At 57.4% G+C, this 25,766-nt stretch carries 24 protein-coding genes and 1 tRNA gene; 21 read left to right on the forward strand and 4 right to left on the reverse strand.

The window, feature by feature from the left end:
* Positions 1 to 100: 100 nt before the first annotated feature.
* The 6 genes from AC2FFA_RS19330 to AC2FFA_RS19355 all read left to right on the forward strand — a co-directional run bounded on the left by AC2FFA_RS19330 (position 101) and on the right by AC2FFA_RS19355 (position 5,658).
* Complete coding sequence (locus AC2FFA_RS19330) at positions 101 to 1,987, forward strand: PhoX family protein (RefSeq protein ID WP_496852841.1); 1,887 nt, start codon at positions 101 to 103, stop codon at positions 1,985 to 1,987.
* 248 nt (positions 1,988 to 2,235) lie between these two features.
* Complete coding sequence (locus tag AC2FFA_RS19335; protein WP_117868895.1) at positions 2,236 to 2,532, forward strand: virulence factor; 297 nt, start codon at positions 2,236 to 2,238, stop codon at positions 2,530 to 2,532.
* Positions 2,533 to 2,557: 25 nt separating this feature from the next.
* A complete protein-coding gene (locus AC2FFA_RS19340; RefSeq protein WP_496852843.1) occupies positions 2,558 to 3,484 on the forward strand; it encodes a methylenetetrahydrofolate reductase in 927 nt (308 codons plus the stop codon).
* A gap of 9 nt (positions 3,485 to 3,493) precedes the next feature.
* A complete protein-coding gene (locus AC2FFA_RS19345; RefSeq protein WP_117868897.1) occupies positions 3,494 to 4,555 on the forward strand; it encodes a methyltetrahydrofolate cobalamin methyltransferase in 1,062 nt (353 codons plus the stop codon).
* A gap of 130 nt (positions 4,556 to 4,685) precedes the next feature.
* Complete coding sequence (locus AC2FFA_RS19350) at positions 4,686 to 5,513, forward strand: polyphosphate kinase 2 family protein (protein ID WP_496852844.1); 828 nt, start codon at positions 4,686 to 4,688, stop codon at positions 5,511 to 5,513.
* A gap of 71 nt (positions 5,514 to 5,584) precedes the next feature.
* A tRNA-Gly gene (locus tag AC2FFA_RS19355) sits at positions 5,585 to 5,658 on the forward strand.
* A gap of 136 nt (positions 5,659 to 5,794) precedes the next feature.
* On the opposite strand, the gene AC2FFA_RS19360 is transcribed toward AC2FFA_RS19355, so the two are convergent.
* Positions 5,795 to 6,817, reverse strand: a complete 1,023-nt coding sequence (locus AC2FFA_RS19360) for a LacI family DNA-binding transcriptional regulator (protein WP_496852846.1) — start codon at positions 6,815 to 6,817, stop codon at positions 5,795 to 5,797.
* Between the two features lie 134 nt (positions 6,818 to 6,951).
* Between AC2FFA_RS19360 and AC2FFA_RS19365 the strand changes: the two genes are divergently transcribed.
* The 11 genes from AC2FFA_RS19365 (at position 6,952) to AC2FFA_RS19415 (ending at position 15,968) form a co-directional block, all read left to right on the forward strand.
* Positions 6,952 to 7,137 carry a hypothetical protein gene (locus AC2FFA_RS19365; protein ID WP_117868900.1) on the forward strand — a complete coding sequence of 62 codons (186 nt, stop codon included), beginning with the start codon at positions 6,952 to 6,954 and terminating at the stop codon, positions 7,135 to 7,137.
* A gap of 23 nt (positions 7,138 to 7,160) precedes the next feature.
* The gene (locus AC2FFA_RS19370; protein WP_496852847.1) at positions 7,161 to 8,306 is read left to right on the forward strand and encodes a TRAP transporter substrate-binding protein; all 1,146 of its coding nucleotides are present in this window, start codon (positions 7,161 to 7,163) and stop codon (positions 8,304 to 8,306) included.
* 111 nt (positions 8,307 to 8,417) lie between these two features.
* Positions 8,418 to 8,930 (forward strand): TRAP transporter small permease, encoded by a 513-nt coding sequence (locus AC2FFA_RS19375; RefSeq protein ID WP_496852848.1) that lies wholly within the window; start codon positions 8,418 to 8,420, stop codon positions 8,928 to 8,930.
* An 11-nt stretch (positions 8,931 to 8,941) separates the two neighbouring features.
* Entirely contained in the window at positions 8,942 to 10,270 is a 1,329-nt protein-coding gene (locus AC2FFA_RS19380) for a TRAP transporter large permease (RefSeq protein ID WP_117868903.1), read from the forward strand.
* A 12-nt stretch (positions 10,271 to 10,282) separates the two neighbouring features.
* Positions 10,283 to 11,590: a histidinol dehydrogenase gene (hisD, locus tag AC2FFA_RS19385; protein ID WP_117868904.1), complete on the forward strand. Its 1,308-nt coding sequence runs from the start codon at positions 10,283 to 10,285 to the stop codon at positions 11,588 to 11,590.
* Positions 11,583 to 12,344 (forward strand): SDR family NAD(P)-dependent oxidoreductase, encoded by a 762-nt coding sequence (locus AC2FFA_RS19390; protein ID WP_496852849.1) that lies wholly within the window; start codon positions 11,583 to 11,585, stop codon positions 12,342 to 12,344. The genes hisD and AC2FFA_RS19390 overlap by 8 nt, the downstream gene beginning before the upstream one ends.
* Entirely contained in the window at positions 12,341 to 13,321 is a 981-nt protein-coding gene (locus AC2FFA_RS19395) for a zinc-dependent alcohol dehydrogenase (RefSeq protein ID WP_496852850.1), read from the forward strand. Before AC2FFA_RS19390 ends, AC2FFA_RS19395 begins: the two co-directional genes overlap by 4 nt.
* A 23-nt stretch (positions 13,322 to 13,344) precedes the next feature.
* The gene (locus AC2FFA_RS19400) at positions 13,345 to 13,755 is read left to right on the forward strand and encodes a universal stress protein (protein WP_299893551.1); all 411 of its coding nucleotides are present in this window, start codon (positions 13,345 to 13,347) and stop codon (positions 13,753 to 13,755) included.
* 49 nt (positions 13,756 to 13,804) lie between these two features.
* A complete protein-coding gene (gene comD, locus AC2FFA_RS19405; protein ID WP_496852852.1) occupies positions 13,805 to 14,311 on the forward strand; it encodes a sulfopyruvate decarboxylase subunit alpha in 507 nt (168 codons plus the stop codon).
* Entirely contained in the window at positions 14,308 to 14,862 is a 555-nt protein-coding gene (comE, locus tag AC2FFA_RS19410) for a sulfopyruvate decarboxylase subunit beta (protein ID WP_496680616.1), read from the forward strand. The genes comD and comE overlap by 4 nt, the downstream gene beginning before the upstream one ends.
* A complete protein-coding gene (locus AC2FFA_RS19415) occupies positions 14,862 to 15,968 on the forward strand; it encodes an alpha-hydroxy acid oxidase (RefSeq protein ID WP_496852853.1) in 1,107 nt (368 codons plus the stop codon). Before comE ends, AC2FFA_RS19415 begins: the two co-directional genes overlap by 1 nt.
* Positions 15,969 to 16,020: 52 nt before the next feature.
* Here AC2FFA_RS19415 and AC2FFA_RS19420 read toward each other — a convergent pair whose 3' ends face one another.
* The gene (locus tag AC2FFA_RS19420) at positions 16,021 to 18,066 is read right to left on the reverse strand and encodes an ASKHA domain-containing protein (RefSeq protein ID WP_496852862.1); all 2,046 of its coding nucleotides are present in this window, start codon (positions 18,064 to 18,066) and stop codon (positions 16,021 to 16,023) included.
* Between the two features lie 218 nt (positions 18,067 to 18,284).
* Here AC2FFA_RS19420 and guaB point away from each other — a divergent pair, with 218 nt between their 5' ends.
* The 3 genes from guaB (at position 18,285) to AC2FFA_RS19435 (ending at position 23,385) form a co-directional block, all read left to right on the forward strand.
* Positions 18,285 to 19,733 carry an IMP dehydrogenase gene (guaB, locus tag AC2FFA_RS19425; protein WP_117868911.1) on the forward strand — a complete coding sequence of 483 codons (1,449 nt, stop codon included), beginning with the start codon at positions 18,285 to 18,287 and terminating at the stop codon, positions 19,731 to 19,733.
* Positions 19,734 to 19,826: 93 nt separating this feature from the next.
* Positions 19,827 to 20,984 (forward strand): RsmB/NOP family class I SAM-dependent RNA methyltransferase, encoded by a 1,158-nt coding sequence (locus tag AC2FFA_RS19430; RefSeq protein ID WP_496852854.1) that lies wholly within the window; start codon positions 19,827 to 19,829, stop codon positions 20,982 to 20,984.
* A 109-nt stretch (positions 20,985 to 21,093) separates the two neighbouring features.
* Entirely contained in the window at positions 21,094 to 23,385 is a 2,292-nt protein-coding gene (locus tag AC2FFA_RS19435) for an ATP-binding protein (RefSeq protein ID WP_496852855.1), read from the forward strand.
* Between the two features lie 5 nt (positions 23,386 to 23,390).
* On the opposite strand, the gene AC2FFA_RS19440 is transcribed toward AC2FFA_RS19435, so the two are convergent.
* The gene (locus AC2FFA_RS19440; protein WP_496852856.1) at positions 23,391 to 23,984 is read right to left on the reverse strand and encodes a gamma-glutamyl kinase; all 594 of its coding nucleotides are present in this window, start codon (positions 23,982 to 23,984) and stop codon (positions 23,391 to 23,393) included.
* 192 nt (positions 23,985 to 24,176) lie between these two features.
* Between AC2FFA_RS19440 and recA the strand changes: the two genes are divergently transcribed.
* Positions 24,177 to 25,244, forward strand: coding sequence for a recombinase RecA (recA, locus tag AC2FFA_RS19445; RefSeq protein WP_117868914.1), 1,068 nt, complete (start codon positions 24,177 to 24,179; stop codon positions 25,242 to 25,244).
* A 250-nt stretch (positions 25,245 to 25,494) separates the two neighbouring features.
* Here recA and AC2FFA_RS19450 read toward each other — a convergent pair whose 3' ends face one another.
* Entirely contained in the window at positions 25,495 to 25,674 is a 180-nt protein-coding gene (locus tag AC2FFA_RS19450) for a hypothetical protein (RefSeq protein WP_496852857.1), read from the reverse strand.
* Between the last annotated feature and the right edge of the window lie 92 nt (positions 25,675 to 25,766).

Consider the following 25,766-nt stretch of genomic DNA (forward strand, 5'->3'; position numbering starts at 1 on the left):
AACGTGCGTGTCACATGCCGTTCATACTCAGGTGCGATGGGCATTCATGGAACCCTCAGCAGGATTCTTTTCGAGCTTACAGCCAGATATGGAGATTAACATGAAAGACGATCACACCCTTTCCTTTGATGAATACGATGAAATCATAAGCCCGCGACCTGAAGAATGTGACTTTGACCGTGTTGTCGAGCGCGCGTTGTCGCGTCGCGGATTCATGGGTGGCGTCCTGGCGATGGGCAGTTTCGCTGCCGTTGGCGGCTCGATTCTGCCGACTACTGCGCGCGCTGCGGCAGATCGTTTCTCGTTCGAGGCGATTCCGGTTTCGACGGCCGACGAAGTGATTGTTCCTTCGGGTTATAAAGCCGATGTCATAGTGCGCTGGGGTGATCCGCTGTGGTCGGATGTGCCTGAATTCAATCATGCCACCCGAGGCACGGCAGCCAGTCAGGAACGCGCATTTGGTGACAACACGGATGGCCAGGATGTGTTTTACCACGACGGTCATGTTCTGCTGGTGGTGAACAACGAGTATACCAACCGCGACATTCTTTGGGGCAACAATCCGGACGCCAAGGCAGCATCCGATGACGACGTTGCCAAAGGCATGATGGCCCATGGCGTTACCATTGTGGAAATTGCCAACAGAGATGGAAAATGGGGTATCGTAAAGGACAGCCCGTATAACCGCCGTGTTACACCGCAGACCGAGATGACCATCACCGGTCCGGCCGCGGGTCACGACCTTATGAAGACCGCCGCCGATCCGTCCGGCATGACGTGCAAGGGAACATGGAACAATTGCGGAAATGGCATGACACCGTGGGGCACGTATCTGGCCTGTGAAGAGAACTTCAATGGTTACTTCTCGGCTGAGGATGAAAACCACGAAACCAGCCCTGAACTGAAACGCTATGGAGTATCGGCAAGCGATTGGGGCTATGGCTGGGCCAAGATCGACGACCGTTTCGACGTGTCCAAAAACCCCAATGAACCAAACCGTGCCGGATATGTCGTCGAGATTGACCCGACCGACCCGACATCGACACCGCGCAAGCTGACAGCGCTTGGGCGCTTCAAGCACGAGAACGCGGAAACCGTAGTCAACAACGATGGTCGCGTCGTGGTCTACATGGGCGATGATGAACGCGGAGAATTCCTGTACCGCTTCGTTTCCGATGGCGTTTACGCAGCCGGGGTGGACACGAATGCGCTGCTTGAGAATGGAACGCTTTCGGTCGCCAAGTTCAACGATGACGGCACCGGTGAGTGGATCGATCTGACACCTGAAACCAGCGGGCTTGCATCGCAGGCCGAGGTTTGCATCCACACGCGTCAAGCCGCTTCGGCCGTTGGTGGCACGACAATGGACCGCCCGGAATGGGTGGCATCAAACCCGAATGCACCCGAAGTCTATTGCTGTCTGACCAACAACAAGAACCGTGGTGTCAAACCGAATGCAGGGGGCGACGATACCTCGGCCAACGGCCCGAACCCGCGGGACAAGAACAATTACGGTCAGATCGTGCGTTGGCGACCGGACGGTGGTGATCATACCGCTGCCGGCTTCGGCTGGGATCTGTACGTGCTGGCAGGCAATCCCACCGTGCATGAAAATGCCTATGCCGGATCCGAGAACGTGAACGCCGACAACATGTTCAATTCACCCGACGGATTGAAATTCGACACCAATGGTCTGCTCTGGATTCAAACCGACGGAAACTATGGCAACGAAGGGGACTTCGCTGGTCAGGGCAATAACCAGATGCTGGCAGGTGACCCTGTCACGGGCGAAATTCGCCGTTTTCTGGTTGGCCCGAATGAGTGCGAGGTCACCGGTCTCAGCTGGTCTCCAGATCGTCGCACAATGTTTGTCGGCATTCAGCACCCGGGCGAAGACGGCAACAGCCACTGGCCTGAAGGCGGTGACTCGGTGCCGCGTTCGGCCATTATCGCCATTATTCGCGAGGATGGGGGTCTAGTCGGTTAAGGCCATTTGACCCATCAATTCATGCCTCGGACGGTTTCTTCTGTCCGGGGTTTTTCTTTTTTATGCAGCGCTTTCATAGTGACGATGAGAATTATGATATGCGCGTTTTCCGGAAAACTGGGTAAAAGCCGCGTACCCTACAGTAGGCGCAAAACGTCGTTTGGAAAGCGCCGTGTGTCGAAAATCGACCGACCCAAGCCTACATTGAAGTTTAGAACCGGCCCATCGGGTTAGGAGGAATCACAGCAATGCCTGACGTCACCATCGTGTATTGGCGCGACATTCCCGCTCAGGTCATCGTCGGCAAAGGCCGTCGTGGCGCAAAGCGGCAGTTGGAAGAACGGTTTGAACAAGCCATCGACCGTGCCGCGATGAAGGTGAATGCCAAGGACAGTGATGCCTATCTGGCCGAATGGCGCAAAGCCGAACCTTTCGCGGTCGAAGGCGATCCTGCCGAGATTGCCGAAGCCGAAGCTGTGCGTCTGGAAACGGAATACGATCAGGACCGCGTCAAAGCGCTGATCGCCAATGACGGTTGGGCATGAGCCCCAGACTTTATGGGAGGCCGAAATGGCTTTGCTGAACTTCAAGAAACGTGATGTGGTCGAAAACGGCCCAGTAAATCCGACCGTCGAAGCCTTTTTGCAGGGCTATTCGATCGAGGTGATGCCGCGCACCGCCGAAAAGGTCGAGGATTTCCGCCCGCTGCTGCCCGAGGGAACACGCGTGTACATCGCCCATATCGAGGGCACTCCGATCGAGGATATGGTCAAGACCGCCAAGCGGATCGCAGCCGAGGGCTATCCGGTGATGCCGCACTTTCCGGCGCGGATAATCAAAGACGCGGCCACCCTGGAAAACTGGATCGCCATGTACCAGGGCGAAGCAGGTGTCGAACAGGCGTTGTTGCTGGCCGGTGGTGTTGCCAATCCGCACGGCGATTTCGACAGTTCGATGCAGTTGCTGGAAACCGGTCTGTTCGACAAGGCGGGATTCAAGCGCCTGCACGTGGCCGGTCACCCCGAAGGTAACAAGGACATTGACCCGGACGGCTCGACCAGAAACGTCGATGACGCGTTGCGCTGGAAACAGAAGTTCAACGAGACCACGGACGCCGAAATGGCGCTGGCCACCCAGTTCGCATTTGACGCCAAGCCGATCATCGCCTGGGCCGACAGCCTGAAAGAATCCGGAATTGATCTGCCGATCCATATCGGTATCGCCGGTCCGGCCAAGCTGCAGACTCTGATCAAGTTCGCCATCGCGTGCGGTGTTGGCCCGTCTCTGAAGGTGCTGCAAAAGCGTGCCATGGACGTGTCCAAGCTGTTGTTGCCCTACGAGCCGACCGATGTTGTGGCCGAGCTGGCCAACCACAAAGCGGCCAACCCGGATTTCAACATCACCAACGTACACTTCTTCCCACTTGGCGGCATCAAGACCAACGCCAACTGGGCCATCAATAACGGCGGTGCCTCTGCACAGCCTGTAAACTCCTAAGGAACGGACATGACGCGTACAGTCGTAGAATCAAAAACAAAAACAGCCGTCCTGGGCTTTGACGAACCGTTCTGCGTGATCGGTGAGCGGATCAACCCGACTGGCCGCAAGAAACTGGCCGCCGAGCTGGAAGCGGGCGATTTCTCGACCGTCGAGAAAGACGCGCTGGCGCAGGTAGCTGCGGGAGCAACCGTTCTGGATATCAATGCGGGCGTTGTCTATAACTCGAACCCCAATCCGAACGAGACCGAGCCGCCGCTGATGCGCAAGATTGTCGAACTGGTTCAGGGGCTGGTCGAAGTACCGCTGTGCATCGACTCGTCGGTTCCAGGTGCGCTGGAAGCGGGTCTGGCGGCGGCCGAGGGCCGTCCGCTGCTGAACTCGGTCACCGGCGAAGAAGAGCGTCTGGAGCTGGTTCTGCCGCTGGTCAAGAAATACAACGTCCCGGTTGTTGCGATCTCGAACGATGACACCGGTATCTCGGAAGATCCCGATGTGCGTTTCGAAGTGGCCAAGAAGATTGTCGAGCGCGCGGCTGATTTCGGCATTCCCGCGCATGACATCGTGGTCGACCCGCTGGTCATGCCCATCGGTGCGATGGCAACTGCTGGTCTGCAGGTGTTCGCGCTGGTCCGTCGCTTGCGCGAAGAGCTGGGCGTAAACACCACCTGTGGTGCGTCCAACGTGTCGTTCGGCCTGCCGAACCGCCACGGCATCAATAACGCTTTCCTTCCAATGGCGATGGGCGCTGGTATGACCTCGGCAATCATGAACCCTGTTGCCTTGCCTGTAGGGCCCAAGAGGATCGCTGAGAAAAAGGCCGAGATTGAAGCCAAGGGTGTCATTCTGCCTGCGGACATGGATGATGAAACCTTCTGTCAGTTGTTCGGCCTGGGTTCGACCAAGCCGCGCGCGGGTAAGGAAATGGAGGCCATTCGCGCCGCCAACCTGCTGACCAATAATGACCCCCATGGCGGTGAGTGGATCAAGTTCAACAAAGCGCCGGACGAGGCGGGTGCCGCAGGCCCCGCAGGTGGTCGTCGCGGCGGTGGCCGTCGCCGCCGCGCCTGATTTGGGGGGGCGGAACAGACTGCAAAGGCCGGGCCCTGTGCCCGGCCTTTTGCATTTGACCCTGATCAATGCCGATTTGCCACAAGGTTTCAGAATACCCTGATCCAGGATGCAACGATCAGGTGCCAGCATGAGGAAACATCATCCCCCAAAGCTCTCAGATGCAGATCTGAACAAAAGGCTGAATAAAAGGAACTATTTCGATCAGCGGGTCGAATTGCAGACAAGGTTGGCCAGAATTCAGCAAGCCTTTCTGTTTCACGGGATCAAGGGCGTGTTGGTGTTCGAAGGCTGGGACGCTGCCGGAAAAGGGGGAACCATTCGCCGGATCAGTCAGGCTTTGGACCCGCGCAGCTTCAAGGTCTGGCCCATCGGCGCGCCCCGAAACTACTACCTCAACCGGCATTATCTGCTGCGGTTCTGGGAACGCCTGCCGCCGTCCGGTGCGATTTCCGCTTTCGACCGCAGCTGGTATGGTCGGGTTCTGGTGGAGCGAATTGAAAAACTGACCCCGGAAACGCGCTGGCGGGCCGCGTATAAGGAAATCAATGATTTCGAACGAATGCTGGTCGATGACGGGACGAGGATTGTAAAACTGTTCTTCCACATTTCACAAGAAGAGCAGATGCGCCGTTTTACCGAGCGTCTGACAAACCCGATGAAACGTTGGAAGCTGACTTACGAAGATTTCAGAAATCGTGAAAAATGGGATGTCGCGGAAGTGGCCGTTGACGAAATGCTGGCACGGACGTCGACAGAAATAGCCCCTTGGCACGTGATCCCATCCAACAACAAGAAATATGCGCGGATCGCAGCCATGAAGGCCATTGTTGAAGCGTTTTCACAAGGGGTTGATCTGAACCCCCAGCATCTCGATCGCCGAACTTTGGAGGCGGCGGGCGCCGCCTTGGATGTCGACCAGTCCCTGATCGACAGCCTGCGGGCGCGAACCGAGTAAAACCCTTGATGAAGGTGGAGGACGATCTGACTTGATCGTTCGGATGCTCTGATGTTATCTCAGTTGGCGCGGCGGGTATGATGTAATGGTAGCCTGTCAGCTTCCCAAGCTGAACGCGCGGGTTCGATTCCCGCTACCCGCTCCAGCAACAATCTGTAAGACGTTGTTAATTAGTAAAAAAACAGACGCTTTGCGGCCTCATCGCCGCCTTCGTGGATCTCAGTATCTATATGATAGCGCGTATTTCGATGGTCCTGTTCAACGGAATGACAAAGCCGGCGTTACCTGTTGAGGCCAAGCAGAGACTCTCTGCCTACGATGTGGGTTGGCAGTTCGACGGATGTGCCAGGTGAGTTGGATTCGATCATCTGTATCAACGCCAAAGCAGCCTTGCGTCCCATTTCACGATGAGGGACATGAACAGTTGTCAGTGCAGGGGCGACGATGCGCGCAAGCTCGATATCATCAAATCCGGTGATGGAGACATCTTCGGGCACCCGAAGTCCCATCTGCTGAGCTTGCCGTACCGCGCCGACTGCCAGAACGTCGTTGCCGCACAAAACCGCGGATGGCGGGCGGTCGCTCGACATGAGGTGCTTGAATGCCTCGGCACCATTTTCAATCTCGTAGGAGGTTTCGGTCACGACCAGATCGTTTTGCGACAGGCCATGTTGGGACATCGCGTCTTTTATACCTTGGATACGCAAGCGCGCACGATCATTTCCCTTGCTGATGCCGGAAATCGTCGCCAGACGCGTGTGGCCCAATTCGATGATCCTGCTCGCCAAAGCCTCCATTGCCCGTCTGTTGTCAAATCCAATCGAAGGTATGGGTTTGTCCGGCAGGAAGGACCACGCAACCAGGGCCGGCACTTTCTGCCGTTCGAGATAGTCGTAGATTTGCTGGTCACGGTCGTGCCCGATCAGCAAAAGCCCGTCGGCACCCCGGGCAACCAGTGTTCGGATCTGATCTTCTTCTGCGGCCGGCTGGTAGGCTGAGCTGGAGACCAGCAAGGTGTAGCCCTGTTTGTGGATTTCCTCTTGAAACGCCTGCAAACCTCTTGCGAAGATTGCGTTTTCCATTGTCGGGATGATAGCGCCAATAGTGAAAGAACGCCGAGCGGCCATCACACGCGCTGCAAAGTTCGGCGTGTAGCCCAGGGAATCTACGGCAGATAAAACACGCTTTCGCGTTGCCTCGACAACCTGTTGCGGGGTGTTCAGGCACCGCGACACGGTGGCAGTTGAAACGCCTGCTGCCTTGGCAACGTCATCCAGCGTCGGTGCGGACAGATGTTTTGACATTCTCGAACTCTCAATTTCGGTTCGCCTAAGTTAGTCGCATTTTTCCAAGGATGAAAGCGTTTATGTAAGCGCTTGCATTTTAGATGTAAGCGCTTACAAAGACAATTGAGCCGATTCTGAAGGGGGTCCCGGAAATGTATCTCGCTGCATCAGTCATTGTTTTTGCGATCTATTTCGCAAATGTCGCTTTGGGTGCTTTTGCGAACAGTGCGTTTCTTGGTGACGTTGGAGAGATGTTGGTTCTGTTCGCGGCCTCGATCTTGTTCGTTGTCGCAATTCTGAAAAAGGAAGCTGACCGGAACGCAAAAGACGGCAGCTGAACTTTTGCTTGGGAGGGCAATTGATGAAAACCGACAAGACCGAACTTGCATCGGCCGAGCGCCGCAATTTTCTAAAACTGAGCGCCAGTGGCGCATTCACGGCCGCATTAATCGCCGGGGCAGGGGGCGTTTTGTGGTCTTCTGAGGCTGCCGCGCAGACCGCGAAGGAAGAGAGCGAGCGAGAGAAGGCCGCAGACCACGTGATGACGGTGGCCACGGCCTATGTGCTTGGCGCGTCGCGCAGCTATCCGATCATGCAGCTGGATCTGAAGGAGAACATTCAGAACGCCACAAACGGAAAGGTCTATGTCAAACTGGCCCCCGGCGGTCAGCTTGGTGCGGGTGGCGCACTGGTCCAGAAGGTGCAGGGCGGAACCATTCAAGCAGCGCAGCATTCGCTGTCAAACTTTGCGCCATTCGCGTCGACAGTCGACCTGATCAACATGCCGTACCTGTGCGGCTCGAACCAGCGTTTTACCAACCTTGTCCATTCTGACACGTGGAAAAATGAGGTTCACCCCAAGGTCGAGGCCGCAGGATTCAAGGCTCTGTTCTATGTAAACATCGACCCGCGCGTCGTTGCGGTTCGTCAGGGCGGCAATGCAGTGCTCACCCCCGGTGATATGAGCGGGATCAAGTTCCGCGTGCCGGGATCGAAGATGCTGCAACAGTACTATCGCATGGTCGGTGCCAACCCGACGCCCGTAGCCTGGGGCGAGACCCCGTCGGCCATCAAGCAGGGCGTTGCGGACGCGCTCGATCCATCGGTTGGCGCGCTCTATGTCTTTGGTTTCAAGGATATCCTCAGCCATGTGACCTTCACGCAGGCGGTCCCGGACAGCCAAGTTTATTCCTGTAACCTGGAATGGTTCAACTCGATGCCCGCCGATGTACAGGAAGGCATCATGTGGGGGTCGGAAATGACCAGCCATCAGAACCTGTCCAAGGTTCCGTCGGCTCGGGCTTATGCGATGGCCGAGCTGAACAAGGCAGGGGTGCAGTTCCACTCGCTGAGTGACGATCAACTGGCGGAATGGCAGGATGCAGGCGGGTATCAGAACGCCGACTGGGACCCGTTCAAGACGGAATTGGCCGGATCGATGGACAACTTCGAGAAACTTGTCGAAGCGGCCGGCACTCAGGGCAAATACTACGTCCACGACGCCTAAAGCCAAACCGGTGGACGCCTGACGGGCGTCCACGACCTTTTCTTGCAGTCAGCCCGACAACAACCCGCCACGACAGGCGCGGGCGTGGCTGTCCTTTCGCCGGAGGATCAGATGTCCATTCTTCAAAACATAGACCGGAACGCAGAGCGCTGGTTGCTGCTGGTGTTCTACGTGATGCTGGTTATCACCATGGCCATCGAGGTGCTGCGGCGCGAGATTTTTGCCTATTCGTCGATCTGGGGCGAGGAAATCGTTCGGTATTCCTTCATCTACCTCGCCTGGATTGGTGCCGCGGCTGCGGTGAAAGAACGGGCCCATATCCGGATCGATGTGATCATGCACTACATCGGGCCGCGCCCCAAAGCGCTGCTCTATATATTCGGCGATCTCGTGATGTTCGGCGTGGCCATCATCGCGCTGTACTGGTCGTATGAGGCGGTTCATGTTTCGGCCAAATTCGGTTCGGTCACGGATGGGCTTCGGGTATCGAAAGTCTGGTTCCTTATGGCCGTGCCCACTGGGTTTGCCCTGATGATATGGCGGCTGATCCAATCCTTCCTGCGTGACCTGAAATCTCTTCGTGACGGCACCCCCGTCTTCGAAGGCGACAAGCTGTTTGACTGAGGAGAACACGGATGCTTTGGAACTCCCTCAATCAAACCGTTGAACTGGGCTGGGATTTTTACCTGCCAGTCATCCTGTTCGTTGGTCTGATCGCCTTGGCCGTGCCGGTTTGGGCCGCCATTGGAACAGCCGCGATCGTGATGCTGGTCATGTCCGGGGACCTGCCGCTCAGCCTGGTCGGAGAAAGCCTGTTCACAGGTATCGACGCATTTGCCCTTACGGCTGTGCCATTGTTCATCCTGACCGGGGACGTTTTGGTGCGGACCGGTCTGTCGCGCAAATTCCTTGATGTTGCCGAGGCGCTGACGTGCTTCGCCAAAGGCGGGTTCGGTTCGGCAACGGTTCTGGTCTGCGGTATGTTTGCCGCGATTTCAGGGTCGGATGCTGCCGGGGCGGCGGCGGTTGGTCGGATGACAATCAACCGATTGGTGGAAAGCGGGTATCCGCGCCCCTACGCCTGTGCTCTGGTCGCGGCGGGGGCCTGTACCGGCATCCTGATCCCACCATCGATCGCCTATATCATCATCGGGCTTGTGCTGGGTATATCTGCCTCGACCCTCTTTCTGGCGGCATTGATCCCGGGTCTGGCCATCTTGGTGTCTATCTTGATCACCAACATCATCATGAACCGCCTCTATGCCTACGAGGGCGGCGGCGTGATGACGATGGGTGAATGGCTGTCCAATCTGGGCAAGGCGCTAAAGTCGGGCTGGTACGCATTCATCGTGCCGGGGATCATCTTCTACGGCATTTTTTCGGGTCGCCTGACGCCGACCGAGGCGGGCGCAACGGCCGTTGTTGTCACCATAGTCATGGGCTTCATCCTGCGCACGCTGTCACTGGCAGACTTTCCTTCGATGCTGGTCAGTTCGGCCAAGGTAAACGGGGTAATCCTGCCCATCATCGCCTTTTCGGCCCCACTGGCCGAGGCTCTGGCGATTATGGGTGTTCCTCAAGGGTTCGTGGCATCTGTGACATCAATGACCGACGATCCGTATCTTCTGATCCTGTTGATGATCGGTATCCTGATCGCAGCGGGCTGTGTGATGGAGACAACGCCAAACATCGTGATCCTGGCACCGATCCTGAAACCGCTGGCCGACAATATCGGCATGAATGAAATCCAGTTCTGCATCATGATGATCACCGCGCTGGGAGTGGGCTTTATCACGCCGCCATTGGGTCTGAACCTGTTCGTCGTATCTGGCATTACCGGTGAGTCCATTCTGAAGATTGCCGCGCGGGCCGTTCCTTTCGTATTGACCATGCTCATCGTGGTGATCCTGATCGCCTACGTGCCTGCTGTGTCGACTACCTTGCTTCCTGAAATCTACCAATAGGACCTGCTGAACATGCCTCGTGAATATTTGAAAAAGGCGACTTTAACCGCTCAATCACATGCCTCGGAGGTGCATGATACGGTCAAGACCATCCTTGCCGATATCGAGGCCGGTGGCGATGCCAAGGCGCTGGAATATGCCGTCAAGTTCGACAAGTTCGAAGGAAATGTCCTGATGACGCAGGACGAGATTGATGCAGCCATCGCGCTGGTGCCCGAAAAGCTGAAGGCCGATATCCGGTTTGCCCATGACAATGTTCGGCGCTTTGCGGAAACGCAGAAGGCAACCGTGTCGGACGTACAGATGGAGATCGTTCCCGGTTTCGTTGCGGGGCAAAAGGCGATCCCGGTGGATGCGGCAGGATGCTACGTTCCCGGTGGGCGATACAGCCATATCGCCAGCGCTATTATGACAGTGACAACGGCCAAGGTCGCTGGGTGCCGTCATATCACCGCCTGTTCTCCTCCGCGACCGGGCGAGGGTGTTGCGCCTGCTATTGTCTATGCCGCGCATATTTGCGGAGCCGACAGCATTCTGGCCATGGGCGGTGTACAGGGCGTGGCCGCCATGACCTATGGCCTTTTCGGACTGCCGCGCGCCAATATCCTCGTGGGGCCGGGCAACCAGTTCGTGGCCGAGGCCAAACGCATTCTCTACGGCAAGGTTGGTATCGACATGATCGCGGGCCCGACCGACAGCCTGATCCTGGCCGACAGTTCCGCGGACGCCCATGTGGTGGCAACCGATTTGGTCAGTCAGGCCGAACACGGGTACAACTCGCCCGTCTGGCTGGTGACGGACGATCGCGACCTTGCACAGAAAGTGATGGAGTTGGTTCCGGTTTTGATCAACGATCTGCCAGAGCTGAACCGGGAAAATGCCTCGGCCGCGTGGCGCGACTATGCCGAAGTCATTGTCTGTTCCGACCGTGAAGAGATGGCCGCCTGTTCCGATGAATATGCACCAGAGCACCTGACGGTTCAGGCCGAGGATCTGGATTGGTGGCTGGATCGCTTGACGTGTTATGGCTCGCTGTTTTTGGGCGAAGAGACAACAGTTTCATACGGAGACAAGGCAACCGGGACGAACCATGTTCTGCCAACGTCAGGTGCGGCCAGCTATACCGGTGGTTTGAGCGTTCACAAATACATGAAGATCGTCACGTGGCAGCGGGCCACGCGTGAAGGATCGAAATCCATCGCCGAAGCCACCGCACGGATTTCCCGACTGGAAGGTATGGAAGGTCATGCCCGTGCGGCGGATGTGCGTCTGGCCAAGTATTTCCCGGATGAAACGTTCGACCTGACCGCCGATGGATGACCCGCGCGCATTGTTTGACCTGACGGGCCGGGTGGCTTGTATTACCGGCGCCAGTTCGGGGCTGGGGCGGCAGGTGGCGCGGACGCTTGCCGCAGCCGGCGCGAATGTTGTCGGCGTGGCCCGGCGCGGCGACGCCCTGGCGCAGATGCAGGCCGAGATCGGCGACAGCGCAGAAGCGGTGATCGCCGATGTTTCGGATCGTGACGGAATGGGCGAGCTGGTGCAGACGATCAACTCGAAGTTTGGAGCAACGGACATCATTGTACATGCGGCTGGGGTCAACACACGCGAGGCTGCCGACGATGTTACTCCTGAAGGATGGGATACCACGTTTTCCCTGAACCTCAGCGCGCCGTTTTTCCTCAGTCAGGCCATGGTGCCCGAGATGAAAAAGAAGGGGTGGGGGCGTATCGTCAATTTTGCCTCGCTGCAAACAACGCGCGCGTTTCCGGGCGGAATTGCATATGGGGCCACCAAGGCCGGGATCGGACAACTGACCCGGGCGATGGCCGAGGCATGGTCGCCCTTCGGCATTACCGCCAATGCGATTGGTCCGGGTTTCTTTCCCACCGAACTAACGCAGGCCGTATTCGACGACCCCGAACGCGCAGAGCGGAACGCCGCACAAACCTGCATTGGGCGCAATGGACAGATGCAGGACATCAATGGGCCGATTCTGTTTTTGTGCTCAAAAGCGTCCGACTATGTCACTGGGCAGGTTCTTATGGTTGATGGAGGGTTCACGGCCAAATGAAGGCGCTGGTTTATCAAGGTGTGGAACAGATGGTGTTCGGTGATGTGCCGGATGCCCAACCGGGGGCTTCGGAACACCTTATCCGGGTCGAGGCGGTCGGCATCTGCGGGTCGGACATGCACGCCTATCTGGGCCATGATGCGCGTCGTCCGGCGCCCCTGATCCTTGGGCACGAGGCAGCTGGTGTGATTGTTGACGGGAAACGCGCCGGTGATCGTGTGACAATCAACCCGCTGGTCAGCTGCGGTCAATGCGCGGCCTGCCTTGCTGGTCGTGAAAACCTGTGCCCGGATCGCCAGATCATCTCGATGCCGCCGCGTGAAGGGGCGTTTGCTCAATATGTCACCATGCCTGCCAGCAATCTTGTCGAAGTACCGCAAGGTATTTCGTTTGCCAAAGCTGCGCTGGCTGAACCTTTGGCGGTAAGCTGGCATACTGCCCGGCTAGGGATCGCGGCTCTGCATCCAGCGATGGACCGTCGCGCATTGGTGATCGGCGGTGGGGCCATCGGCCTTGCGGCGGCCTTGGCCTTGCGAGCAATGGGCGTCGACGATGTTACCATCGCGGAACCAAATGAGCTGCGTCGGAACTACTTGGCGAAAATCGAAAGCTTCGCGCTGGAGGGTTCAGCCAAAGGGACTTACCCGTTGGTCATAGACGCTGTGGGATATGCCTTGACGCGGTCAGTTGCCTCGGCCCTGGCCGAGCCGGGGGGCGTGATCGCGCATGTGGGTTTGGGTGAAGATACCGGTGGTCTGGACATTCGTCGGATGACCTTACAGGAAATCACATTCATCGGGACTTACACATACACCGCCAAAGACTTTCGCCAGACGGCTCAGGCTATCTTTGACGGGCGGCTGGGGGCTCTGGATTGGATTGAAGAACGCGCTCTGGCCGACGGCGCGCAAGCGTTTTGCGATATCCGATCTGGCGCTGTGGCCGCACCCAAGATTATCCTGAGGCCCTGGGTATAGAACTGACAGAACTGGAGACCTTCATGTACACGAAAATACTGGTCCCGTTAGCTTTGGATCACGGCATATCGCAACACACGCTGGAAATCGCGCGGGCCTTGTCAGGTAAGGGCGCGGAAATAATTGCGCTGCACGTCTACGAGATGCCTCAGGGATCGGTCAGCGCCTATCTGGACAAATCCGTTGTCGCTGAAGGCTTCGAACGGGCCCGTTTGCAATTGCTGCAAAAAGTCGAAGGGCTTGATGGGGTGACGTCCGAGATTGTCAAAGGCCATACCGCGCGCTCTATCATCGACTACGCCAGAAGCAACAATGTCGACTGTATCGTAATCGGCTCGCACAAGCCGGACCTGAGCGACTACTTCCTGGGATCGACCGCCTCGCGCGTCGTCCGCCACGCCCCCTGTGCCGTGCACGTGCACCGAAGGGCCTGAATTCCTCAATCGCGCGTCTAGCGCCCCAAACAGGACCAAAAGCAGGATCATGAACATAGACAAAAAGATCGCCGACGATCTGGTGGCGAACGATATCTCGTTTGTCACCACTGTCCCGTGCAAGCAATTGGCAGGTGTCATCGCGGAAATCGATGAGCGTGATGGCATCTATCACATCCCGTCCAACAAGGAAGACGAAGGGATGGGCCTGTGCGCCGGGGCGTGGATGGGCGGCAAGCGACCCGCGATCATCATGCAGAACACCGCGATCGGGGTCACGATCAACACGCTGGCGACGCTGATCCAGTATTACCGGATGCCGCTGCCGATGCTGATCTCGTACCGGGGCGAGCTGCGCGAACCCATTGCCTGCCAGGTCGAGATGGCCGTTCACACCAAGGCGCTGTTGGCTCAGTTGAACATCCCGACCTACCACTTCCACCATCAGGCAGATGTCGAGGAGCTCGACGCGATCCTGAAATACACATTCATGTGCAACAAGCCGGTCGCCATCCTGACCGACGCCAATTTCTGGGGAGGCTATGGCGACCAATGATCCGTTCTGAAATTCTGAAGGAAATCGCTCCGATCCTGCGGTCTCAACTGGTGGTCTGCAATATCGGCATCCCCAGCCAGGAACTGCATGCCATCGACGACCAGCCAACCAACTTTTACATGCTTGGCACCATGGGGCTGGCGTCTTCGATCGGTCTTGGGCTGGCGCTGTCGCAGCCGAAACCGGTGATCGTGATCGACGGGGATGGCTCGATTCTGACCAATTTGGGCACCCTGCCGACCATCGCAAACAACGTGGCTGACAACTATATCCTGCTGATTGTTGACAATGGCTCTTACGGCTCCACCGGGGATCAACCGACCTATGCGGGGCAGAAGACCTCGCTGGCCAAGATGGCCGAGGCCGCCGGGTGTGAGCGCGTGATCGAATGCGCCGCCGAAGACACCGGACGTGTGTTGCAAGAGGCGCTGGATGCCAAACAGATGACCATCATCGTCAGCAAGTGCGAAAGCGGCAATGCCAAGATGCCGCCGATCACGATGGATCCGGTCGTCATCCGCGACCGATTCATGAAGGCCGTTCAGGCCTGATGGGCGCAAGCGCCATCCACAGCGCCGAGGACGCCCGCCGCCTGGCGCGGCGGCGTCTTCCGTGGATGGTGTTCGACTATATTGATGGTGCGGCCGGGGTCGAGGTGGGTGCCGGTCGCAATCGGTCCGCTTTGGATGCAATGACCTTGCACCCGCGTATCTTGCGAGACGTTAGCGAAAGATCTCTTGCAAGTTCCTTGTTCGACCGGCCCGCGAGACGCCCGTTCGGTATCGCTCCGATGGGCATGTGCAATTTGTCCGCGCCGGGTGCCGACTTGATGCTGGCCCGCATCGCCGCACGCCATGAAGTGCCGCTCGGGGTTTCGACTGTCGCCTCGACCGCGATGGAGGATCTGATCGTCGAAGCTGAAGGCCATGCCTGGTTCCAGCTGTACTTCAGCGGCGATGGCAGCGGCACGTTCAAGCTTGTCGATCGCGCCAAGGCAGCGGGGTACGAGACACTGGTTTTGACCGTGGATGTGCCCGAGGTTGGCCGACGCCCGCGCGAACTGCGCCATGGGTTCAAGATGCCCTTCAAAATGGGTCCCAAGCAGGTGATGGATTTTGCCTTGCACCCTCGGTGGTCCTTGCCGGTCCTGCTGAAAGGCAAGCCGGAAATGGCGAATTTCCTCATGGATGGCTACGATTTCGACCGGACCGAAAGTCGCGCCAAGGCCACGTGGGAGACATTGGCCCGCATGCGCGATCAATGGGCCGGGAAGCTGGTGGTCAAAGGCGTATTGGATGCAGGCGACGCGCAAAGGCTCAAGTCAGCAGGCGTGGACGCCATTCAGGTCTCAAGCCATGGTGCACGCCAGTTGGAAAGTGCGCCCGCGCCGATCACGGCTCTGCCCGAGATCCGCAAGGCCGTCGGTCCGGATTTTCCGCTTTTCTACGACAGTGGGCTACGTTCTGGTGAAGACGTTCTCAAGGCACTTTCGAATGGGGCGGACTTCACCTTTTTGGGCCGCATCCTTCAGTTTGCAATTGCGGCCGAAGGCGAAGAGGGCCTCGAGCAGCTATGGTCGGTACTCAGCGAAGAAATGAGCATCGCCATGGCCCAACTAGGCGTCACGTCGCTGGACGAGGTCCGACGCAACGCCTGATATGGGTGAGGACAATGACCCGAGGTTTCCCACGGGTCACTGAACTGTCGGTTTAACTGCGGCGCCTGCGACGCCGTCCGCCACCTGCTTCGGTCTCGCCGCCGGTGTTGAAGCTTGGGTTGGGCAATGTGACAACTTGGGCCAGTTCCGGGAACGGATCCGTCTTGTGCGGGATCGCATTGGCGGCCACGAAGTGATCCTGAAACTTCGGCTCAATGGCGGTTTCGATCTTGGTGATCTCGCGCACGACGCGTTCGATCTCGGCGCGCGATCCGATATTGCACAGTGCAATCCGCGCGCCGGTACCTGCGGCGTTGCCCGCGCTCGAGACTTTCTCCAGCGGCGCATCTGGTATCATTCCCAGCACCATGGCGTGTTTGGTCGAGATATGCGCGCCGAACGCACCGGCCAGAACCACGCGATCCACCTTTTCGACGCCCATTTCGTCCATCAGCAGGCGTGCACCTGCGTACAAGGCAGATTTCGCAAGCTGGATAGCACGGATGTCACCCTGCGTGACCGTGATGCGGGGGCCACCATCGGCGCTGGCATCGTGGATCAGGTAGGCGTGTGTGCGACCTTCAGGCACGCAACGGTCAGTGCCGGTCTGTTCCGCTGATCCGATCAGGCCGCCTTCGTCCAGCAGGCCTGCGATACGCATCTCGGCCACTGCCTCGATGATTCCGGATCCGCAGATGCCCGTGATCCCGGTTGTGGCGATCTCCTGATCAAAGCCTTTTTCGTCCGACCACTTCTCGGACCCGATGACGCGGAACCTGGGTTCCTTGGTGACAGGGTCGATCTCGATTCTCTCGATTGCGCCGGGCGCAGCGCGCTGGCCAGAACTGATCTGAGCACCTTCGAAGGCAGGCCCGGTGGGCGAGGAACAGGCGAGCACGCGGCTGGTATTGCCCAGCAGGATTTCGGCGTTGGTGCCGACGTCGACGATCAGAACCAGATCTTCGGACTTGCCGGGTTCTTCGGACAGGGCAACCGCCGCGCAATCTGCGCCCACATGGCCCGCAATACAGGGCAGGATGTAGACCTGCGCGCGTGGATTCATGGTTGTCAGATCCATCTCGCGCGCGGGCAGCGACATGCTTTCCGACGTTGCCAGCGCAAACGGCGCCTGACCCAGTTCCACCGGGTCCAGCCCCAGCAGCAAGTGATGCATGACCGGGTTGCAGACGAACACCGTTTCCACGATCAGAGAGGTGTCAATGCCTGCCTCTTCGGCAATCAATGTGGCCAGGTCGTTGATCGCCTCGCGCACTGCCTTGGTCATTTCCCGATCGCCGCCGGGGTTCATCATGGAATAAGAAACGCGGCTCATCAGGTCTTCACCAAAGCGGATCTGTGGATTCATGAGGCCAGAGGAAGCCTTGACCTCGCCGGTTTCCAGATCGGTCAGATGCGCGGCGATTGTGGTCGAGCCAAGGTCGATGGCCAGACCATACAGCCCGCCTTCATGCAGGCCGGGCCAGATTTCGACGATACGCGCCACGCTGTCCTTGTGACTTTTGTGAACCGCCACGGTGACTTCCCATTTACCCTTGCGCAGAACCGGTTGAAGTTTGGACATCAACGTCAGGTCCGCCGTGACGGCTTCGATGTCCCACTGCTCGCGTAATGCCCGCTCCAGCCGTTCCAGATCGCCGGTGGGCGAGTGCATGTCGGGCTCTTCCACCACAACGAAATAAAGGCGTGTGGCCGGGTCCATCGTGATGGCGCGTGCGGCGGCCGCCTTGCGAACGACCTGACGATGCACCTGGCTTTCCGGCGGTACGTCGATCACCACGTCGCCCTGAACAGAGGCCTGGCAGCCCAGACGGCGGCCCGGTTTCAAACCGCGCTTGTCGTCATAACGCTGTTCAACCGCGTTCCATGCGCTCAGCGCGCCCTCGGACACCGTGACGCCGTGCTTGGGAAATTCGCCATAGCTGGGTGTGATCTGGCACTTTGAACAGATGCCGCGGCCCCCACAGACCGAATCCAGATCCACCCCCAATTGACGGGCTGCCGTCAGAATAGGGGTGCCGACGGGGAAGTGCCCACGTTTTCCGGACGGGGTGAAGACGACAAGAGGGTCGGTGGTCATCAGTGACATACCTTTTTCATATTCGCGCGTGTTCCGGGCAAGATATGGGTTTGAGCGCAAAGGGAAAGGGCTATCAGCGGCACGATCTGCACAACGAGCGTCGTTTTCTTCGACTGCTTCGGCAACCAGAGCCACAGAGTTGCCCCCAAGGGCTTTCCCTTTGGTTCAATCCATGTAATAGGGTCACCGCCAAACGGGCTTTTGCATGGGGTATTCAAATGCAGATTCGTGAGGCACTCACCTTTGACGACGTTCTCCTGGTTCCGGGCGCATCTTCTGTGCTTCCGGCAACGGCAGATACCACTACGCGTGTGACGCGCGAAATCACCATGAACATCCCATTGCTGAGTTCGGCCATGGACACCGTGACCGAGGCGCGCATGGCCATTGCCATGGCACAGGCGGGGGGTATCGGTGTCGTTCACAAGAACCTTTCGGTGGATGAACAGGCGCGCGAAGTCCGCCGGGTCAAACGGTTTGAATCCGGTATTGTCTATAATCCCGTGACGTTGCGGGTGGACCAGACATTGGCCGACGCCAACGCGCTGGTGCAGCGCTATAACTTCACCGGTTTTCCGGTCGTGGACGAGCAGGGCCGCGTGGTGGGTATTCTGACCAACCGAGACATGCGCTTTGCAAATTCGGACGATACGCCGGTGCACGCGATGATGACTTCGGAAAATCTGGCGATGCTGCAGGAACCTGCCGATCTGGAAGAAGCCAAAAGCCTGATGCGGGCTCGTCGGATCGAAAAGCTGCTGGTTGTGGATGGTGGCGGTAAGCTGACTGGTCTTCTGACGCTGAAGGATACAGAGCAGGCCGTTTTGAACCCAACCGCGTGCAAGGACCGTCTGGGTCGCTTGCGGGTTGCTGCCGCGACGTCGGTCGGCGATGCCGGTTTCGAACGGTCCGAGCAATTGGTGGATTCGGGTGTCGACATCATCGTCGTTGATACCGCTCATGGTCATTCTCAGGGCGTGCTGGACGCTGTGAGGCGGGTTAAAACCCTGTCGAACGAGGTTCAGATCATTGCCGGAAACGTGGCGACCGGCGAGGCAACCAAAGCGTTGATCGATGCGGGCGCCGACGCGATCAAGGTGGGTATTGGTCCGGGCTCGATCTGTACCACTCGGATGGTGGCAGGCGTTGGTGTTCCTCAGCTGACGGCGATTGGCGATTGTGCGGCAGCAGCGGGCGATGTTCCGGTCATTGCTGATGGTGGCATCAAGTTCTCGGGTGACTTTGCAAAGGCGATTGCAGCCGGGGCATCCTGTGCCATGGTCGGGTCGATGATTGCAGGCACCGATGAAAGCCCGGGTGAGGTGATCCTGTATCAGGGTCGTTCGTTCAAATCCTATCGCGGGATGGGTAGCCTGGGCGCAATGGCGCGCGGATCCGCGGATCGCTATTTCCAGAAGGACGCGGCCAATGACAAACTGGTGCCCGAAGGCATCGAAGGGCAGGTGCCCTACAAAGGCTCTGCCAGTGCCGTGATTCACCAGCTTGTTGGCGGCTTGCGTGCTGCGATGGGTTACACGGGCTGCGCAACTGTTGAAGAGATGCGCAAGAACTGCAACTTCGTGAAGATCACGGGCGCGGGTCTGAAAGAAAGCCACGTGCATGATGTACAGATTACACGTGAGAGCCCGAACTACCGGGTAATGTAAATCATTGAAAAAGATACACGGCACCCACGACCGGGTGCTGTGCTGCCAATTGGATCGGCCCATCTAGGCCTGTTTCTGCCGAGGTATTTCGCGATGACGCCCGCTGCCCGAGTTCAGGCCTCGATTGAAATTCTGGATGACATCCTGTCTGGCGCACCGGTGGAAAAAGCTCTGACAGGCTGGGCGCGGCGCAGTCGCTTTGCCGGATCCAAGGATCGAGCGGCCATTCGCGATCACGTATTCGACGCGTTGCGACGCCAGCGCTCGTACGCAGCGTTGGGAGGGTCCGATACCGGACGCGGTTTGATGATCGGTGCGACGCGTACGTCAGGCGGTGATCTGGCCGAGTTGTTCACCGGCAATCGTCACGCTCCGATGCCGGTTCAGGAAACGGAAACGGCGCGGGATTTCGCGTCCGAAGCCGAGAAATATGACATTCCGGAGTGGCTTTGGCCTCGGTTTGCTGCCTCTCTGAACGACGCTTTGGTTCCATGTGCAATGTCTTTGCAGAACCGGGCACCCGTTCATTTGCGGGTCAACTTCCATAAAACCGATCTGAACGATGCCATCGAAGCCTTGAAGTCCGAGGGTATTGTCGCCCATCCGGTTCAGATTTGCCGCACTGCCCTTGAAGTGACAGAAGGGGCCCGGCGCATTGCCCAAAGCCAGGCTTATGCCCGGGGCCTGATCGAGCTTCAGGACGCCGCAAGCCAGGCTGTTGTGGCCTCGCTGGATCTGCGGCCGGGAATGCGTGTTCTAGATTATTGCGCGGGTGGCGGTGGCAAGGCGCTGGCTCTGGCAGCATACGAGGGCGTTGAGGTGTTCGCGCATGATGTGAATCCTGGCCGAATGAAAGACATCCCGACCCGGGCAGAGCGAGCAGGAGCAAAGATAACCACCCTGAACACCGCTGCACTTTCGGGTCTTGATCCGTTTAATGTGGTTTTGGTGGATGCTCCGTGCTCTGGCAGCGGATCCTGGCGACGGGCACCAGCCGGGAAATGGGCGTTGACCGAGGAACGGCTGCGGGAACTCACGATCATTCAGGCTCGTGTTTTATCTGACATAGCGCCTTTGGTGCGACCGGGCGGCCTGTTGGCTTACGCAACTTGTTCGGTTCTGATGGACGAAAACGGTTCCATCATAGCCGATTTTCTGGAACGCCACTCCGGGTGGAGAGAAACCTACCGGAAGGCGTGGCACGTAACACACGAATCTGACGGGTTCTTTACGTCGCACTTGACGCGCTAAGCTAGCGAGAAATAACAACCTTGGGTAGATAACCGCATTTCGAACACCGTTAAGCGGGTATTAACTAATTTTGGCCGTTATAGCCGATAACTTTGCGCCCGAGCCGTTTATGTCTGACACAGCAGAATTTTTCAGTGACCCTTCCCTTGTCCAAACGCCCTCTGCCTCTCGTCTTTGGTCGTTGGTGGGGTTGGCATTATTGATCAGTTTCGCACCTGTGGTCGGGCTGCTGCCACCGGATTGGACCATGGGCATGATGGTCGCGGGAATGTCCGTTCTGTTCGTAACGTTGTGCGTCGTGATCAAGGGTCAGGTTGCTGCCAGGCAAGCGCAACAAGCCACTGCCGTAATGGCCGCCTTTGCGGAACAGGAAGAATCACCTTTCCTGATCGCCAATGCCTATGGCGACATTCTGGCGTCCAACACACCAGCACGAAACCAGTTTGGGGCGGCAAAAGGAGCCAGCCTTGCATGCTGCCTCGGATCAACTTTCCCAAACCCTCAGGTGGTTTTGTTGAGGTTGCAATCTCAGGCCCGATCACTCGGGCGGGCTAAGGAAGACTACTCGATCAGGGGAAACACGAACAGTGTAACTGTGCTTCAATTGGCCCCCGACATTTTTTGCTGGCGGTTTCACCAGTCAGACCATGGAAGCTGGCAGTCGATCAATTTGCCGGTTCTGACAATAGGATGCGCGAATGATGTGGTGTGTCCAAATCCGGCGGCAAAAAGGTTGCTTGGGTCCCGTCCCGGTGGTGTTCGCGACATCTTCTGTGATGCTGACCCACAGATCGGAGCTTCGAACATAATCAAGTCACTGGACGGGATGATTCAGGTTGCTGTGACTGAACTTTCCCGTACCAGCAAAGAGCGAAGCCTTGGTTTGGTGCCGCTCATCCAGACTCCGGCACCCGGGGCCAGTACGTCTTTTGCAGACCTTCCGGTTCCGGTCCTTACTCTTTCTCCCGAGGGGGCCATTCTGAATGCCAACAGGTTGGCGAATAAGCTGCTGGGAAACGAAAACCTCGAAGACACCAATATCACTTATATCATGCGGGGCCTGGGGCGCCCCATTCTGGACTGGCTTGCGCGCACAGCCTCGGAAGAAGAAGCCCAACGTTCTGAGTTTCTTCAGTTGACCAGAAAAGACAAAGAGATCTTTGTGCAGGTCACGTTGAGCCGTGTTGTTGTTGATGGCAAGATTTCTCTGATTGCGGTTCTGAATGATGCGACCGAGTTGAAAACTCTGGAAGCTCAATTCGTTCAAGGGCAGAAAATGCAAGCTGTGGGCCAGCTGGCTGGCGGGGTTGCACATGATTTCAACAACCTGCTGACGGCCATTTCCGGGCACTGCGATCTGCTATTGTTGCGCCACGATCAGAATGACCCGGACTACGGGGATCTGGTGCAGATCAATCAGAACGCCAACCGGGCCGCTGCGTTGGTCAGCCAGCTTCTCGCATTCTCGCGCAAACAGACCCTCAGGCCCGAAGTTCTGGATTTGCGGGACACGATCTCGGACCTCATTCACTTGTTGAACCGGTTGGTTGGCGAGAAAGTTCAACTGACTCTCAGCCATGATCCAGTATTAAAGCCGGTTCGGGCGGACAAACGGCAGTTGGAACAGGTGCTGATGAACCTGGTCGTCAACGCGCGCGACGCCATGCCGGACGGGGGCGAAATACGTATCGAGACCGAGGTGTTGAACCTGACGCAACCGCTCAGTCGCGACAGGGCAACCGTAAAGCCTGGGGAGTACGTTACGGTCAGGGTCGTGGACAGCGGTGTAGGGATACCTTGCGACAAACTGCAAAAGGTTTTCGAACCCTTCTACACGACAAAGCGCACGGGTGAGGGCACGGGACTCGGGCTTTCGACGGCCTACGGCATCGTCAAGCAGACAGGCGGTTTCATCTTTGTAGACAGCGCGGTGGATCGAGGCACCGAATTCACGGTATTCCTGCCGGTTTGTGCCACGGTGGCAGAAGCCGAGCAGGACTCTCCGGCTCAACCCGAAGCACAAAGTGCGCGCCAAGGAGAAGGCGTGGTACTTCTGGTTGAAGACGAAGCTCCGGTCCGCGCCTTCGCGACCCGGGCCTTGCGGCTTAAAGGCTATACCGTGCTGGAGGCGGATTCGGCCGAGGAAGCATTGCGCCTTCTGGAGGATTCGACTTTGAACGTTGATGTATTTGTAACGGATGTGGTCATGCCCGGCATGGATGGGCCGACCTGGGTGCGCAAAGCTCGGGAAAGACGCCCGGATGCCCGTGTGGTCTTCGTATCGGGTTATACCGAAGGCGCGTTTGGGGATTCAGGGCCCGAAATCGCCAATTCGACCTTCCTGCCCAAGCCGTTTTCACTCAACCAGTTGACCGAGGCGGTTTTTCAGCAGCTGAATTGATCTTCTTACAAGGCTGCGTCGTGGAGCGCGAATTCCTCTGCGTGCCTTCTTCGAAATCTCTGCAGAGTCTCAGGTGTCAGTGTCAGGTCACCCGATGGTGATACATTCTCATGTGGCAGGTCGATTTGTACATTCAGACGCGCTTGCAAGAAGTCGAGAATTTTGCCCTGATGCTCGTATTTGAAGATATGAGTGGCGCCTCGACCATTTCTGCGGGTACGGAAAAACTGGCTTTGGCTGCCAACATCGGCAAAATCTGGGCGCGGATTTGTCATATAGGCCTGCACGAACGCGTCAAAATTCATGTCTCCGGTTGAATGGGCGTGGCCGGTCAGGTCTGCGCGACTGCGAAATCGATACCAGCTACCCAACCAGTCTACGGGTTCGCGAACTACAGCCATGATTTCCATCTCGGTATCGTACATCTTCAGAAAAATATTCTGGAAGAACCGATCATATCTGCGCACCGGAGCGTGCTTTAGCTCTGGCGGGTGCGTGACGACGAGGTCAGCGCGATCCCGCAACGCCTTGTGATACGCCGTGCTGCCGGTTTTAGGAACAGCAAGGAAGGCGAGGCGTTCCTCAAAGAAAACAAGCATTTAATTGCTCCAACTGTCACACGGCCATGCGCGCAGATTGTCGTAAACGACTCCTTAACACAATTGCAGAAGACTAAATCTTGTAAGTTTTTATTGAAATGTTCTCTTTTTGGTCCCATAAGGAACAAGAGGCGAACAAAGCAGCGATTGCCGCCCGATCAAGGGTGTGACAAAAGGGAAGGCGACAGGATAATGGCGGATCTTCTGACAATGAGCGACAAGAAAAACGCAGACAAGCAAAAGGCGCTCGACAGTGCGCTGGCCCAGATCGAACGGCAGTTCGGCAAAGGCTCGATCATGAAGCTGGGCGAAGGTGCCACGCAGGATATCGAAGCGAGCTCGACCGGCTCGCTCGGGTTGGATATTGCGTTGGGAATCGGCGGCCTGCCGATGGGGCGGATTGTCGAGATTTACGGCCCGGAGAGCTCGGGCAAGACGACTCTGACGCTGCATTGTATCGCGGAACAACAAAAACGCGGCGGCGTCTGTGCCTTTGTTGATGCCGAACACGCGCTGGATCCGCAATATGCCCGCAAGCTGGGCGTTGATCTGGACGAACTTCTGATCTCGCAGCCCGATACCGGTGAGCAAGCGCTGGAAATCACCGATACGCTTGTGCGTTCTGGTGCGGTCAACATGGTCGTGGTCGATTCGGTTGCGGCGCTGACACCGAAATCCGAACTGGAAGGCGACATGGGGGACAGCAGTGTTGGCGTACAGGCCCGTCTGATGAGCCAGGCGATGCGGAAGCTGACGGGTTCGATCAGCCGCTCAAACTGCATGGTCATTTTCATCAACCAGATCAGGATGAAAATCGGCGTGATGTTTGGCAGCCCCGAGACAACGACTGGCGGTAATGCACTGAAATTCTACAGTTCGGTCCGTCTAGACATCCGCCGCATCGGCGCGATCAAGGACCGGGATGAAGTCGTCGGCAACCAGACCCGCGTCAAGGTTGTGAAGAACAAGGTTGCGCCACCCTTCAAGCAGGTGGAATTCGACATCATGTATGGTGAAGGCATCAGCAAGATGGGCGAACTTCTGGATCTGGGTGTCAAAGCCGGTGTGGTCGAAAAGTCTGGATCGTGGTTCAGCTACGGTGACGAGAGGATCGGGCAGGGTCGTGAGAACGCTAAACAATACCTGCGTGACAACAGCCGCATAGCGTTGGACATCGAAGACAAGATTCGTGCGGCTCATGGGCTGGACTTTGACATGCCGCCGAGTGCCGCCGAGGATGATGACATCCTCGAAGCCTAACAGCCGCTGACCGGAGGCTGGGTTGTTTCCGGTTTTGCATTGAGAAGACGATAAAAGAGGCGGCCCGTCGGGCCAAGGCCCTATAGGTAAATCTTGAAAGAGGCTGAGAGTTCAGCCTCTTTTTCTTTTTTGCTCCGTTTGAGACGATGAAAAATTGACACCAACTAACAGGCATTGGATTTTGGTGCAGCGAAAGACCTCACAACGCGAGAGCGGCCGACATGGAGGTAGTTGGAAAAAGGCATTACCTTCAAAATTGAGTATTGAAGCCAGCAAAGATCTGCCATTTTGCCTGCCCTGGCCCTTTGCTCGCAACTGAGTACTGCGGTTCGACAAAGACGTTGTAGGTGATGTCCTTTTTTTTGAACACTTGCCCCATACCCAAGCCGATTGGCACATTATAGCTGTCCGATTCAAAATCGTAGGTCATTATTGGCGCTGACCTTAGGCTCCAGACTCATTAAATTACAGCCAGAACAGGACGGTAGCTGCGAGTGCGATTGCGGATAGGAAGACCTTCGG

The sequence above is a fragment of the Ruegeria sp. YTSB088 genome, from assembly GCF_059609825.1.